Here is a 13,046-nt window from a genome sequence, read left to right on the forward strand (position 1 = left end):
CGGTCATCCGGCCTTGCGCCGCGCCGCCGGCGCCTTCCTCGCGGCAGCCGCGGCTCCCGTCTTGCCGACGCTCTTGGCCGCCGTCTTCGATCCGCCTTTTGCCGGTTGATCCTGCTTGCTGCCGAGTGCGGCGCTCTGGCGGAGCGCTTCCATCAGGTCGGTGACCTTCTCGCGCTTCGGCTCCTTGCGGCGCGCGATCGTACGGCCCTCGATCTTCGCCTTCACCAGTTCCGCCACCGCCTCCTCGTAACGGTCGTGGAAGCCGGTCGGATCGAACGTGCCTTTCTTCGTGCCGATGATGTGTTTGGCGAGGTCCAGCATCTCGCCCTTGATCTTCAACGGGGCAATGTCGGAAAACGCGTCCTTCGCCGGCCGGATCTCGTAGTCGAAGTTCAAGGTGGTGGCGATCATCCCGTCGCCCTGCGGCCGGATCAGCACCGTGCGCATGCGCCGGAAGAGCACGGCCTGCGCAATGGCGGCGGACTGCCGCTTCCCCAGCGCGTCGCGGATCAGCGCATAGGCCTCGTCGGCCATGCGATCGGCCGGGGCGAGGTAATAGGGTTTGTCGAAATAGAGGTCGTCGACCTCCGCCAGCGGCACGAAGGCCTCGACGGCCAGCGTCTTGTCACTTTCGGGGATCGCGGCCGCCACTTCCTCCGGCTCCAGCACGATGTAGTCGTCCGTGCCGACCTCGTAGCCCTTCACCTGGTCGTCGCGCCCGACCGGCTCGCCGGTGACGCTATCGACGAACTCGCGGCGGACGCGATTGCCGGTGTCGCGGTTGACGGTGTGGAAGGCGATGCGGTCGGACGTGGAGGCGGCCGTGTAGAGCGCGACGGGGCAGACGACCTCGCCGAACTTCAGAAAGCCTTTCCATTGCGCGCGCGGTGCCATGTGCGGTGTCCTCGAAGCCGGCAGGAGGACCGGCGGGAAAGGGGCAGCAAGGAAATTGAACGCAGGCGATTTTTCTTTGTTCCCGACACTCTACCCTGAAGACGGGGGAAAATCAGGTGAATTGCGCGGCAGCGGTGATTCGCGCGCGCCTGCGACCTCAGGTGCGGTCGGCGACGAAGCGGGCGATCAGCGGGCCGATCAGCGTGATGATCACCAGCCGCGCCGTCTGCAGGGCCATGACGAAGGAGAGATCGACATTGCTGGAGGCGGCGATGACGGCGATGGAATCGAGGCCGCCGGGGCTGGTGGCGAGATAGGCGGTCATCGGATCGATCCCGAGCCAGATCACCAGCAGGTAGGCGAGCAGGCCGGAGAAGGCCAGAAGCACGACGATCGAGACGACGGTGGGGACGAAGGCACGGCGGGCATGCCGCAGGATCGAGCGGGTGAAGCCGAGACCGATGCTCCAGCCGAGCAGCGCGAAGGCGCTCGCCAATAGCCAGGGCGGCAACTCGACATGGATCGTCCCGGTCAGGCTCAGCAGGGCGCCGATGCCGAAGGGCGTCAGGAAGCTGCCGGCGGGTATCCGCAGGAGCCGGCCGAGAATGCCGGCGCCGACGCCGATGCCGAGCGTCAGCGCGAAGGCCTGGAGGTCGAACGGGCCGAAGAACGGCAGGCGCTCGGCCATCGCCTGATGGCCGCCGAAATGGCCGATCAGCGTGGCGAGGGTGGCGACGAACACCACCCGCAGATATTGCATGAAGGCGACGAGGCGGATGTCGGCGCCGTAGGCGCCGCCCATGACGAGCATGGTCGATGCCGCACCGGCCGACGACCCCCAGATCGCCGTCGTTCCGGGGAGGATGCCCATGCGGGCGATCACCCAGCCGCTCAGCGTGCTCATCGCGATCACCGAAAGCACGATCGCAAGGAAGATGGGCCAGCGGCTGAGGAAGGTGTCGATCAGGTTCGGCGACACCATGCCGGCGATCATCATGGCCAGCACGACCTGCACGCCGAAGAAGCAGACGCGCGGCAGCCGGATCGTGCCGCCGTTGATGGCGACGACGACGCCTGCGAACATCGGGCCCATCATCAGCCCGGCGGGGATGCCGGCGATTTCGAAGAACACCGCAAGCGGCGCGGAAAGGACGAACAGGACCAGCCATTGCACGGGTTTGCGAAGCAGGCCGATTCCGGATCGGGCTTCAGGGTCATCCGGATGCTGGGGCTTGTCTTTCACAGGGGGCATTCCACGATGCAGATGTCGATTGCGACAATCATGGCGTCTCCTTACGAACAAATGCTGCAACGCGCCATTGAAAAATGCAGCATGCAGGGGCTGGGTGACGTGCGGGAACTGTCCTCATAGCCCGGAATGCCGGTCCCGTTCATGACGCGGCACCGCTTTTCCTTGCGTCCGAGGGTCGAATCCTGCCAAGTCGGCGCATGGAATTTGCACCGCAACAGGATGAGGCGCTCAAGGCCGTCTCGCGCTGGCTGAAGGAAGGGCGCTCGCCGCTGTTCCGCCTGTTCGGCTATGCCGGCACGGGCAAGACGACGCTCGCCCGCCATTTCGCCGAGCATGTCGACGGCGAGGTGCTGTTCGCCGCCTTCACCGGCAAGGCCGCCCAGGTGCTGCGCTCGAAGGGGGCCAGCAACGCCCGGACGATCCATTCGCTGATCTACCGTCCCCGCGGCGAGGAGGAGGTCTCCGACGAGGAGACCGGCAAGACCTCGATCGCGCCGATGTTCTCGATCAACCGCCAGAGCCCGGTCGCGAAGGCGGCGCTGATCATCGTCGACGAATGCTCCATGGTGGACGAGGCGCTCGGCAAGGACCTGATGAGCTTCGGGACGCCCATCCTCGTGCTCGGCGATCCCGGCCAGCTGCCGCCGGTTTCGGGGGGGGGCTTCTTCACCAGCCAGGAACCGGATTTCCTTCTGACCGACATCCACCGCCAGGCGCGCGACAATCCGATCATCCAGCTCGCCATGCATGTGCGCGAAGGCAAGGAGATCATGCACGGCGACTGGGGCACCGCCAAGGTGATCGGGAAGGGCGACGTGACCCAGCCGCTCGTGCTCGACGCCGACCAGGTTCTGGTCGGGACCAACAGGACGAGGCGGCGCTACAACGTCCGGCTCCGCGAATTGAAGGGCTTTACGACGGAGTATCCGCAATCGGGCGACAAGCTCGTCTGCCTGCGCAACGACCCGGCCAAAGGGCTTCTGAACGGATCGCTCTGGCAGGTGATGACCTCGTCCAAGGAGACGGTGAAGCCGGGCATCAACCTGATGATCCGGCCCGAGGACGACGACATGGACAGGGGGGCTGCGAAGATCAAGCTCCTGAAGGCCGCCTTCGAGAACCTCGAGGAGGAGATCCCCTGGTCAACGCGCAAGCGCTATGACGAGTTCGACTACGGATATGCGCTCACCGTCCACAAGGCGCAGGGTTCGCAGTGGGACAATGTGGTGCTGTTCGACGAGAGTTGGGCGTTCCGCGATACGCGCGAGCGCTGGCTCTATACGGCGATCACGCGCGCAGCGGAGACGCTGACCATCGTGCGCTGACGGCGCCTGAGTGAGGTGCAGGCCGAGCTGCCGCCCGGCCGGTTCTTCGATCAGTGCCCGATGATGCCGAGAAGCACCGCCTTCGCCACCGCCTGAAAGCGGTTGTTGCTGGCGAACTTGCGGATGATCTCCTTTTCCATCCCCTGCACCTGGCCGGGATCGACCTCCAGCGCACGGGCGATCCGGGTGGTCGGATAACCCTCGGCCATCAGCGTCAGGCACCGCAGTTCCTGGTCCGACAGTGCTTCCGGGCGGGTGTTGTCGTTCAGCTCGATTTCCTGGCCGGCGCTGAATTCGAGCATTTCGCCGATCTGCTGCATCTGGCGGCGGATCGTCGACTGCTGCGCGGTCAGTTCGCGCTTGCGGGCGATCATGGCGCCGCGGAAGATGGCGTCCGCCTCCTGCTGGCTGCCGGCGTCGCAAAGCGCCTCGAGAAGTTCCTGGATCGCAGCCACCGGCATGCCGGTCTCGCGGCAGGTGTTGACCACCGCCATCTGCTGGATCTCCTGTGGGCCGTATACGCGCATGGGCCCGACGCGCGTGGCGCTGAGCAGGCCCTTTTCCTCGTAGAAGTGCAGCGTCCGGTGGGTGACCCCGAAGGCGTTTGCCATGTCGGCAATGGCGAGCCGGCCTTCCGGCAGGTCCTCCGGCAGGGGGGCGGACGGCAGGAAGCGAATGGCACGTTCACCGGCGGCAGTGGTTTTTCTGGTTTCGCTGATCGTCACGGCAACCACCCGCATGAAAGTGTCGACATTAGCACACATCCCTCGCTGTTCGCAGGATCGAGCGCCAAGATGTGCGACATTTCCCGAACCCGCGCTCCATTCCCCTGTTCCGGAACGCACGTGGCGAATCCGGACAAAAAAGACTAGCGCTGGGTGGAGTGGTTTGAATACCCCTATATCTAGGGATGTATCCGAAATGGCGCCGGGCGTTTCAGAGCGCGCGGGCCAGGGGCGGGAGCCTGTCGGTGGATGGCTGGTCGGTCGTCTCCGGGGCCGTCGAGGCCTGCAGCAGCGGAAGATGCAGGCAGTCGGAACCGGGCTCGCGCCGGCGGTCGGCTTCCTGCAGACAGCGCATCGTCGGGCTGGCGGCGCCGAGCCGCTGCGCATGGAGATAGATGCGGCCGTTCGCCGACAGGATGCGGCCGGCAAAGGTGAAGGCCTCGTAGCTGATCGTGGCCTCGTTCAGGTCTGCGGCGCGGAACTGCTCGGCATGCACCGTCAGGCCGCTCTGGGCATGGATGAGACGCGCATACATCGTCTCGCCATTGCCCTGCGCCTCGATGCGGATCCGGTAGGCGAGCGGGTCGCCGTCGCCGCTCATGCGGCTGTCGCCAAGCTGGACGGTCCCGTAATAGCCGATCGCCTTCTCTATGGCGTCGGCGAGCTGGCGGCAGACGCCGGTTCCGGGCCAGCAGCGCTCGATGCCGACGACCGGAATCCGGCCGCTGAGGCCGATGGCGGCGCGTGCCTTCTCGACATGGATGCGGGTATTCGCAATCGCAGTGATCGCCACGCCGGAATGCGGGGCCGGGGCGAGCAGCAGCATCGGCAGGAGCGTGAACAGGGCGAGGTGCGAGGATATGGGGGCGGGCCGCCAGCTGTCGCGCGGGAGGTTTCGCCGCCTGCGGGCCAGTGGCGGCGGCGGTGGCATCGGTTCGGGCGCGGGAGCGGCGGCCGCGGCCAGGCTCGCGGCCGCCTGCGAAGGGCTGCGCCGTTCCCAGGCGATCTGCGGGGCGTAGCTGCCGAGCGGAATGCGGATGCGCAGCGGCGCGCGCGCGCCCTCCGCGTCATAATACTGATCGAGCAGCTTCCTGAGCTTGCCGGCCTGAACGCGGACGATCGGATCGCTGCCGGCGTCGAAGCCGACCGGCCTGCCGAATACGTCGATGCCGATCGTATAGCCCTTCAGCTGGCCGGCCTTGCCGGCGAGGGCGCATTCGACGACATAGTCGAGAAAAGCGCGCAGACGCCCGGAGCGCGCGAAGGTCCTGCTGGAGAGGATCTCGTCCACGTGCGCCCTGATGACAGCCGCCTGCGCTGCGCTGTTCACTGCTGATGTCCCGTTGCGATCATCCCTGATCGTCCGCCCCGCATGTTCCCCAAGGTGATCAAGGCTCACCTTTCGCCAGCTTGGGACCCTATCGTTGATTCTGATAGGGCGGCAAGCGGCCGGGAACCGAAAATCACACGTTATTGCGGTCCCGCAGGGCCGGCGTCGCCACGCAGGCGCTCAAGGGGAGGTACGCGGGGCCGGATCGGCCCGATTGAACGACGGGCGGCAACAGGCTAGAGCTTGTCGAAGACAACGGGAAAGATATTGCGATGCCTGCGAAACTGTCGGTCAATCTGAATGCGATCGCGATGCTGCGCAACCGCCGGGACCTGCCGTGGCCGAGCGTTCCGGACCTCGGGAAGATCGCGCTCGCGGCCGGCGCCAGCGGGCTGACGGTGCATCCGCGGCCGGACCAGCGGCACATCCGCTTCACCGATCTCGGGCCGATCCGCTCGTTGATCGACAACGCGTTTCCGGAGGCCGAATTCAACATGGAGGGCTATCCGGAGGAGGGCTTTCTGCGCCTCGTCGAGGAGCACCGTCCCGAACAGGTGACGCTCGTGCCGGACGATCCCGCGCAGGCGACCTCCGATCACGGCTGGGACTTCCGCAGGGACCGCGGCCTGCTGGAGAAGGTGGTCGGCCGGCTCAAGGGGCTGGGCCTGCGGGTCTCGCTGTTTGCCGACGCCGAGCCCGACCGCGAGGCGCTGACGATCGCTCGGGCCGTGGGCGCGGATCGCATCGAGCTCTATACCGGTCCCTATGGCGGCTGCCATGACGACCCGGCCCGGGCGGCCGTTCTGGTCGAGGCGCTCGGCGCGACGGCCGATATCGCCGCCGAACTCGGCCTCGGCGTCAATGCCGGGCACGACCTGACCGTTGCCAACCTGCCGGCGCTCGCCGCCCGCATCCCGGCGCTCGCCGAGGTTTCCATCGGCCACGGGCTCACCGCCGATGCGCTGGAATACGGAATGGCCGAGACGGTACGGCGCTTCTGCCGGGCCTGCGGGCAGCCGGTCTAGGGTCAGGATCTATCCGGTTGCAGGCCGCGGCTGGCGCGGCCTACGGGGGCAACATGCCGGGGCGTTCCTCTCAGGCCGTGAGCGCCTTGGCGTTCTCGGCGAGAAATGCGTCGAGACTCAGGGACTTGCGGCCCGTCAATTCCTCGACGTCGCCTGTCGCCATGGCAATCTTGCCTTCGCGCGTGTTGGTCTCGAAGGAGACGACGGTGGGCACCACGGCCTCCGGCAGTCCCGCGGCCTTCAGTCCTTCGGCGAGCTGTTCGTCGGTGACGTGGACGACCTGGAGCGTCCGGCCGGTTGCCCGCGACGCGGCTGCGGCGATCTCCTCGGTGGTGTGGGCCACGGACCCGGTGAGCGTGTAGATGCGGCTCTCCCCATCGGCGGCGAGCAGGCCGGCGGCGATCGCCGCGCCGACGTCCCGACGGGCGACATGGGCGATCCTGCCGTCGCCGGCGGCGCTGAACCACTGGCCGGCCTGCAGCGCATGCGGCAGGGCCATGAACAGGTTTTCCATGTACCAGCCGTTGCGGAAGATCGTGTAGGGGACCCCGCTCGCCTTGATGGCGTTCTCCGTGCCGAGATGGTCGCCGGCGAAGGTGACCGCCGAATCGTCCGGCTGCGGCAACGAGGTGTAGAGAATGCGCTTTGCCCCGGCCTTGACCGCTGCCTCGACCGCGGCGACATGCTGGGCAAGGCGCTTGCCGGGTTCGCCAAGCGCATCGGTCGAGATGATCAGGACCCTGTCGGCGCCGGCGAATGCGGCCGGCAGCGATGCGGGATCGTCGAAGTCGGCCTTGCGCACGGTAACACCCCTTGCGGCATAGTCGGCGAGCTTTGCGGGGTCGCGCGAGGCGGCGATGACCGAGGTCGGCGCCACCTTGCCCGATGCGAGAACCTGGTCGAGCACGATGCGGCCGAGCTGGCCGGAGGCGCCGGTGATGAGGAGATTGTTCGACATGGCTGCTTCCTTTCGTTGGCGTCCGGACGAAACGATGGTATCTGTCCGGTATATGGTCTCAAAAAGAGAGTGCGTCCTTCATCGACCAGGGGACGGACCTTGTAAAGGAGGCAGTTTTGGCTCCACTGGTTACCTGGAGGGAACCGCGATGAACAAGATTGCGAGCAGGATCGAGGGCGAGAGGGTGCTCGTCATCGACGGCGTGGCCATGTCGATGGACGATTGCCCGGTCCGCGACGTGCTCGACCATATCGGCGGAAAGTGGAACTCGCTGATGCTTCTGGCGCTCGCCGACGGGCCGATGCGCTTTTCGCAATTGCGCCGCTTCATCCCCGACATCTCGCAGCGGATGCTGACGCAGACGCTGCGCGACCTGCAGCGCGACGGCTATCTGGTCCGTACGGTCTATCCGACGCTGCCGCCCAGCGTCGAATATGGGCTGACCGATCTCGGGCATTCGCTGCTGACGCCGGTGCGGGGGCTGGTGCAGTGGTCGCAGGCCAACCACGCCACGATCCGGCAGGCCCGCAGCGCCTATGACGCGCAGGACGGCAAGGGACGCTAGAACCTTGTGACGACTGCCTCGTGACGCGTGCCGGCAGCGCAGGGCACGCATGTCGAGACGGCCATTGTGCGCCTCCCGTCGAATGCCCAGATTGTACGGTGCGCGCGCACGGTTCGACATGAACGAAACGGGATAAAGCCATGCAAAGCCTTCATCATCTGGTCGTCGTCGGTGGCGGTTTCGGCGGCCTTCAGCTCGTCAACGCCCTGAAGGGCGCACCCGTCCGGATCACGCTGATCGACCGCAGGAACCATCACCTGTTCCAGCCGCTGCTCTACCAGGTCGCGACCACGGTGCTGGCGACGTCGGAGGTAGCCTGGCCAATCCGGCATCTCTATCGCAACCGTCCGGAGGTCACGACGCTGCTCGACCAGGTGGTCGGCGTCGACCCGGCCGCGAAGACGGTCAGCCTCGCCAGTGGTGGCGCCGTCGCCTACGATACGCTCGTGCTCGCGACCGGCGCAACGCATGCCTATTTCGGCCATGACGAATGGGAGCCGTACGCGCCCGGCCTGAAGACGCTGGAGGATGCGACGACGATCCGGCGCCGGCTGCTGCTCGCCTTCGAGCGCGCCGAACTTTCGACCGACCCCGCCGAGCGCGCGGCACTCTTGACCTTCGTGATCATCGGCGCCGGCCCGACGGGCGTGGAACTCGCCGGCATCATCGCCGAACTCGCGCAGCGCACGCTGCCCGGCGAGTTCCGCCGTGTCGACACACGGCAGGCCAGGGTCATGCTGGTGGAGGCCGGCCCGCGCATCCTGGCCGGCTTCGGCGAGCCCTTGTCCGACTATGCGCGCCGCTCGCTGGAGAAGCTCGGCGTGGAGGTGCGCACCGGCGTGCCGGTGACATCGTGCACGGCGGACGGCGTGACGATCGGCGATGCCTTCGTGCCCGCGCGCACGATCGTCTGGGCTGCGGGCGTGCAGGCCTCGCCGGCGGCGCGCTGGCTCGGCATTCCGGCCGACAGGGCAGGGCGGGCGATCGTGTCGCCGGACCTGTCGGCGCCCGGCCTGCCGGACGTCTTCGTGATCGGCGACACGGCTGCGGTGACGCAGGAGGGCGGAAAGCCGGTGCCGGGGATCGCGCCGGCGGCCAAGCAGCAGGGCGCCTATATCGCCCGCCTGATCCGGGCGCGGCTCGCCGGCAAGCCTTCGCCGGGGCCGTTCCGCTATCGCCACCAGGGCAGCCTGGCCACGATCGGCCGGCGTGCCGCCATCATCGAACTCGGCCGTTTCAGGATGAAGGGCGCATTGGCCTGGTGGCTCTGGGGCATCGCCCACATCTATTTCCTGATCGGAACGCGCAGCCGCTTCGCCGTCGCCTGGAGCTGGCTGTGGACCTACCTTAGCGGCCAGCACAGCGCCCGCCTGATCACGCAGAGGGAGACGATCCCCGAGCGCGAGGCCCGCAAGCCCGTGGCCGAAGGACCGGCTTCCCGCGACCGGGAAGCGGCCGGCTGAGGCACTGTCCCGGCAAGATCCACCAACGAAAAAAGGCCGGCGATTGCCGGCCTTTCCTCTGATCCCTGTCGCGGCAGCCACGGGCGTGGCTGTCGGCGGAACCGGCTATGCTCAGGCTGCCTGCAGCTGGTCTGCAGACATCTTGCCCGACTTGCGATCGCGGACGAGCTCGTAGCTGACCTTCTGGCCTTCGTCGAGGCCTGCGAGGCCTGCGCGCTGTACGGCCGAGATGTGCACGAATACATCCGGTTCACCATTGTCGGGAGCGATGAAGCCGTAGCCCTTGGTGGTGTTGAACCATTTAACGGTACCTGTTGCCATGACGAAACCCTTTTTTCTCCGGCGTCTTTTAGGTGGATACCCGGCCTTTGAGCCGAAAATCCGGTCTTAGTCGAATTTGAAGGGGAAGTTCGTCAAACTGCGCCGGAGCGCAAAAGCAAAAGTCGTCGTTCAAATCTCGATGCGGCGCAAGATAAGTGCTTCGCCCGATGAGGTCAAGATATGCTGCAAGGCTGCCATCCGTCCCAAATCGGCACGCGAAACCGCCTTTCAAGCGGCGGCGCAGCAGCGATTGCCGCGCCCGGCAGGAGCGCGGCGACCGTGTCGAACGCGGGCAAAAGCCCTCAGTGAAGCGACGGCGGCGTGAGGCGCGAGGCCTCGACGAAAACCGCCTGTGCCTCGCCTTCCTGGCGGCGGCGCTTGCGGATCAGCACGCCCATGATCCGGGCGGCGGTGGAGAACGTCATGACGTCCAGCGGGCCGTCTCCGTCCCAGCGCTTGGTCAGCCGTTCGGCCACCATTTCCATGACGCTCTTGGGCACGATGTCGGTGCATCCGCGCATGGCCTCGAAAACGGTGCTGATCGGGATCAGCGTTCCCTCGTGCATGACGGAAGGCTCGGGTTCGTCCGTCTTCCAGTCGTAGAAGGTATCGATCGCATCGCGAAAGAGGTGTTGCAGGGTGATCGGAGCGTGTCCTTCGTGAAGGTCAGGCAGGAAATTCATCATTTTCTGTCTCCTTGGCGTCGGGGCTGGCTGCTTACTCCTGCAGCGGCGGTAAAAGGCGATAAAACATGTCCTGTGTTGCCGCGTGATGACCACTGTCGTTCATGAGCGGCCTCACCAATTCTATCGAGTTGAAATGTCTTGGGAAGAGAAAAATGATGCGCGAAAGCGCGTCTGGATCTCAGGTTTCAAGAATAATGTTTCAATTCAATCGGTTGATGTTTGCTCTTAAGCCGCAAATTCATCTCCCGTTCAGCTTTCTCGCTTGCCGGTCCTGCGCGTTTTCCGGAAGAATCGTGCCGCCTCCGCTTCGATTGCGGTCCGCCCTGCGCTCCCGTCCCTCAAAAATCTGTTGACCCCGGTTTGCGATCGGCATAGAACGACGCCGAACCGTACCGTACGGTACGCATTCGTTCGGGCTTGGACCGGGCGGATTGCCGAGGGAGCAGACGTGCAGATCGTCGACGAAAACCGGGCGAAGGCGGAGAGGGCGGGCTTGAGCGAGCGCCAGAACGCCGTGCTGGAAAGCGCGCTCAAGCTGCTGGTCGACGGCGGCGAGAAGGCGGTGACGACGGCCGGGGTCGCGCGGGCGGCCAATTGCTCGAAGGAATCGCTCTACAAATGGTTCGGCGATCGCGACGGGTTGCTGTCGGCGATGATATCCTACCAGGCCGGCAAGGTGCGCACCGTCGAGGTCGGGGCCGAGACGCTGACGGCGGACGGCCTGCGCAAGCACCTGGCGGCCTTTGCCCTCGATCTGCTCGACGTGCTCTCGGGCGAGGTCTCGCTGGCGCTGAACCGGCTGGCGATCGGGCAGACGGTCGGCAGGACCGCCATGCGCGGCGCGCGCGGGTCCGGGCCGACGCTCGGGCGGCTTCTCGAGGAGCGGGGGCGGCGGCAGATCGGCCGGCGCGCGACCATGCTGCTGGAAGCCGGGCGCAAGGCAGGGCTTCTTGCGTTCGATGATGCGGACGAGGCCTATGGCACGCTCTACGGGCTGATCGTGACCGATGCGCACCTGCGCATGCTGCTGGGCTTCGACCCGGCGGCGCTGAAGAAGGAATTCGCCGGGCGGGCGGAGAGGGCGGCAGCGTCCTTCCTGACCCTCTACGGCGTGGGAGCAATGGCGGACGCATAGGGCGGCCGACCGAGACCGTTTGACAAGCAAGGGAAGGAAACATCGATGCGCGTCTATTATGATCGTGATGCCGATCTCAACCTCATCAAGGCGAAGAACGTCGCCATCATCGGCTACGGCTCGCAGGGCCGTGCCCACGCCCTCAACCTGAAGGATTCCGGCGCCAAGAACGTCGTGATCGCGCTCAAGGCGGGCTCGCCGACGATCAAGAAGGCCGAGGCCGACGGCTTCAAGGTCATGACGGTGGCCGAAGCCGCCAAGTGGGCCGACCTGATGATGATGGCGACGCCGGACGAACTGCAGGCCGACATCTACAAGGCCGAGATCGCCGGCAACATCCGCGACGGTGCCGCGATCGCATTTGCCCACGGCCTCAACGTCCACTTCGGCCTGATCGAGCCGAAGGCCTCGGTCGACGTCGTCATGATCGCGCCGAAGGGGCCGGGCCACACGGTGCGCGGCGAATACCAGAAGGGCGGCGGCGTTCCCTGCCTCGTCGCCGTTCACCAGAACGCTTCCGGCAACGCGCTCGATCTCGCGCTCTCCTATGCCTGCGGCGTCGGCGGCGGCCGTTCGGGCATCATCGAGACCAACTTCAAGGAAGAGTGCGAAACCGACCTCTTCGGCGAGCAGGTCGTTCTCTGCGGCGGCCTGGTCGAACTGATCCGCGCGGGCTTCGAGACGCTGGTGGAAGCCGGCTATGCGCCGGAAATGGCCTATTTCGAGTGCCTGCACGAAGTGAAGCTGATCGTCGACCTGATCTATGAAGGCGGCATCGCCAACATGAACTACTCGATCTCGAACACCGCCGAGTGGGGCGAATACGTCACCGGCCCGCGCATCATCACCGACGAGACCAAGGCGGAGATGAAGCGCGTCCTGAAGGACATCCAGACCGGCAAGTTCACCTCGGACTGGATGCAGGAATATCGCTCCGGTGCCGCCCGCTTCAAGGGCATCCGCCGCGTCAACGACGCCCACCAGATCGAGGAAGTCGGCGCCAAGCTGCGCGGCATGATGCCGTGGATCGGCAAGAACAAGCTGGTCGACAAGGCCGTCAACTGATCGGGCGATCATCTGATCGGCCGCCTATGCGCCCGGGCCGGCAACGGCTCCGGTCGCAGGCTAACTGAAACGTCATGGAAGCCGGGCATCTGCCCGGCTTCTGTTTTTCGCACCTGTCGAAATTTGGCAACGGCAAGTTGACGCGGCCGAGCAAGCTGGTGCATCCTCCCGGGCGAAATGCGGACCCGCTGCTGGAGAGGGCGCTTCGACCTTTCGGAGCGTTGCAGCGACAATTCCACGACAGACGACCCTTTCGCATGCATGCGGTTCTTTCTGGAATGCCTGTTCTTCTTGGAACGAGG

Annotated in this window: 13 protein-coding genes; 6 read left to right on the plus strand and 7 right to left on the minus strand. The window is 65.9% G+C overall.

Annotated elements, in window-relative coordinates; genetic code table 11:
• Window positions 1-3: 3 nt before the first annotated feature.
• A complete protein-coding gene (locus OCK02_RS11825) occupies window positions 4-894 on the minus strand; it encodes a Ku protein (RefSeq protein WP_263813231.1) in 891 nt (296 codons plus the stop codon).
• Between the two features lie 157 nt (window positions 895-1,051).
• Entirely contained in the window at window positions 1,052-2,137 is a 1,086-nt protein-coding gene (locus tag OCK02_RS11830) for an AbrB family transcriptional regulator (protein WP_412178810.1), read from the minus strand.
• A gap of 206 nt (window positions 2,138-2,343) precedes the next feature.
• On the opposite strand from OCK02_RS11830, the gene OCK02_RS11835 reads away from it, so the two are divergent.
• Complete coding sequence (locus tag OCK02_RS11835; RefSeq protein WP_230804903.1) at window positions 2,344-3,471, plus strand: ATP-dependent DNA helicase; 1,128 nt, start codon at window positions 2,344-2,346, stop codon at window positions 3,469-3,471.
• 50 nt (window positions 3,472-3,521) lie between these two features.
• Here the strand turns inward: OCK02_RS11835 and OCK02_RS11840 are convergent, their stop codons facing one another.
• Together OCK02_RS11840 and OCK02_RS11845 are read right to left on the minus strand one after the other, a co-directional pair.
• A complete protein-coding gene (locus OCK02_RS11840) occupies window positions 3,522-4,196 on the minus strand; it encodes a MerR family transcriptional regulator (protein ID WP_230804906.1) in 675 nt (224 codons plus the stop codon).
• 211 nt (window positions 4,197-4,407) lie between these two features.
• Window positions 4,408-5,526, minus strand: a complete 1,119-nt coding sequence (locus OCK02_RS11845) for a hypothetical protein (protein ID WP_263813233.1) — start codon at window positions 5,524-5,526, stop codon at window positions 4,408-4,410.
• 272 nt (window positions 5,527-5,798) lie between these two features.
• Between OCK02_RS11845 and OCK02_RS11850 the strand changes: the two genes are divergently transcribed.
• Window positions 5,799-6,551, plus strand: a complete 753-nt coding sequence (locus tag OCK02_RS11850; RefSeq protein WP_263813234.1) for a pyridoxine 5'-phosphate synthase — start codon at window positions 5,799-5,801, stop codon at window positions 6,549-6,551.
• A 70-nt stretch (window positions 6,552-6,621) separates the two neighbouring features.
• Here the strand turns inward: OCK02_RS11850 and OCK02_RS11855 are convergent, their stop codons facing one another.
• On the minus strand, window positions 6,622-7,509 hold the full coding sequence (locus OCK02_RS11855) for an SDR family oxidoreductase (RefSeq protein WP_263813235.1): 888 nt from the start codon (window positions 7,507-7,509) through the stop codon (window positions 6,622-6,624).
• A 148-nt stretch (window positions 7,510-7,657) separates the two neighbouring features.
• Between OCK02_RS11855 and OCK02_RS11860 the strand changes: the two genes are divergently transcribed.
• Window positions 7,658-8,074 (plus strand): winged helix-turn-helix transcriptional regulator, encoded by a 417-nt coding sequence (locus tag OCK02_RS11860; RefSeq protein ID WP_263813236.1) that lies wholly within the window; start codon window positions 7,658-7,660, stop codon window positions 8,072-8,074.
• A 140-nt stretch (window positions 8,075-8,214) separates the two neighbouring features.
• The gene (locus OCK02_RS11865) at window positions 8,215-9,537 is read left to right on the plus strand and encodes an NAD(P)/FAD-dependent oxidoreductase (RefSeq protein WP_263813237.1); all 1,323 of its coding nucleotides are present in this window, start codon (window positions 8,215-8,217) and stop codon (window positions 9,535-9,537) included.
• Window positions 9,538-9,648: 111 nt separating this feature from the next.
• On the opposite strand, the gene OCK02_RS11870 is transcribed toward OCK02_RS11865, so the two are convergent.
• Together OCK02_RS11870 and OCK02_RS11875 are read right to left on the minus strand one after the other, a co-directional pair.
• On the minus strand, window positions 9,649-9,858 hold the full coding sequence (locus OCK02_RS11870) for a cold-shock protein (RefSeq protein WP_230804918.1): 210 nt from the start codon (window positions 9,856-9,858) through the stop codon (window positions 9,649-9,651).
• A 302-nt stretch (window positions 9,859-10,160) separates the two neighbouring features.
• Complete coding sequence (locus OCK02_RS11875) at window positions 10,161-10,544, minus strand: hypothetical protein (RefSeq protein WP_230804920.1); 384 nt, start codon at window positions 10,542-10,544, stop codon at window positions 10,161-10,163.
• A gap of 448 nt (window positions 10,545-10,992) precedes the next feature.
• Between OCK02_RS11875 and OCK02_RS11880 the strand changes: the two genes are divergently transcribed.
• Together OCK02_RS11880 and ilvC are read left to right on the plus strand one after the other, a co-directional pair.
• Window positions 10,993-11,679, plus strand: coding sequence for a TetR/AcrR family transcriptional regulator (locus tag OCK02_RS11880; RefSeq protein WP_263813238.1), 687 nt, complete (start codon window positions 10,993-10,995; stop codon window positions 11,677-11,679).
• 45 nt (window positions 11,680-11,724) lie between these two features.
• Entirely contained in the window at window positions 11,725-12,744 is a 1,020-nt protein-coding gene (gene ilvC / locus OCK02_RS11885; RefSeq protein ID WP_230804923.1) for a ketol-acid reductoisomerase, read from the plus strand.
• Window positions 12,745-13,046: the final 302 nt, after the last annotated feature.

The sequence above is a fragment of the Rhizobium sp. TRM96647 genome (assembly GCF_025780115.1).
Classification (GTDB): Bacteria; Pseudomonadota; Alphaproteobacteria; order Rhizobiales; family Rhizobiaceae; genus Mycoplana.

What these genes read in the sequence shown, in the direction of transcription:
- OCK02_RS11825 (WP_263813231.1), bottom strand. Translation starts at nt 894, where the DNA reads ATGGCACCGCGCGCGCAATGGAAAGGCTTTCTGAAGTTCGGCGAGGTC.
- OCK02_RS11860 (WP_263813236.1), top strand. Translation starts at nt 7,658, where the DNA reads ATGAACAAGATTGCGAGCAGGATCGAGGGCGAGAGGGTGCTCGTCATC.
- OCK02_RS11855 (WP_263813235.1), bottom strand. Translation starts at nt 7,509, where the DNA reads ATGTCGAACAATCTCCTCATCACCGGCGCCTCCGGCCAGCTCGGCCGC.
- OCK02_RS11835 (WP_230804903.1), top strand. Translation starts at nt 2,344, where the DNA reads ATGGAATTTGCACCGCAACAGGATGAGGCGCTCAAGGCCGTCTCGCGC.
- ilvC (WP_230804923.1), top strand. Translation starts at nt 11,725, where the DNA reads ATGCGCGTCTATTATGATCGTGATGCCGATCTCAACCTCATCAAGGCG.
- OCK02_RS11865 (WP_263813237.1), top strand. Translation starts at nt 8,215, where the DNA reads ATGCAAAGCCTTCATCATCTGGTCGTCGTCGGTGGCGGTTTCGGCGGC.
- OCK02_RS11850 (WP_263813234.1), top strand. Translation starts at nt 5,799, where the DNA reads ATGCCTGCGAAACTGTCGGTCAATCTGAATGCGATCGCGATGCTGCGC.
- OCK02_RS11870 (WP_230804918.1), bottom strand. Translation starts at nt 9,858, where the DNA reads ATGGCAACAGGTACCGTTAAATGGTTCAACACCACCAAGGGCTACGGC.
- OCK02_RS11875 (WP_230804920.1), bottom strand. Translation starts at nt 10,544, where the DNA reads ATGATGAATTTCCTGCCTGACCTTCACGAAGGACACGCTCCGATCACC.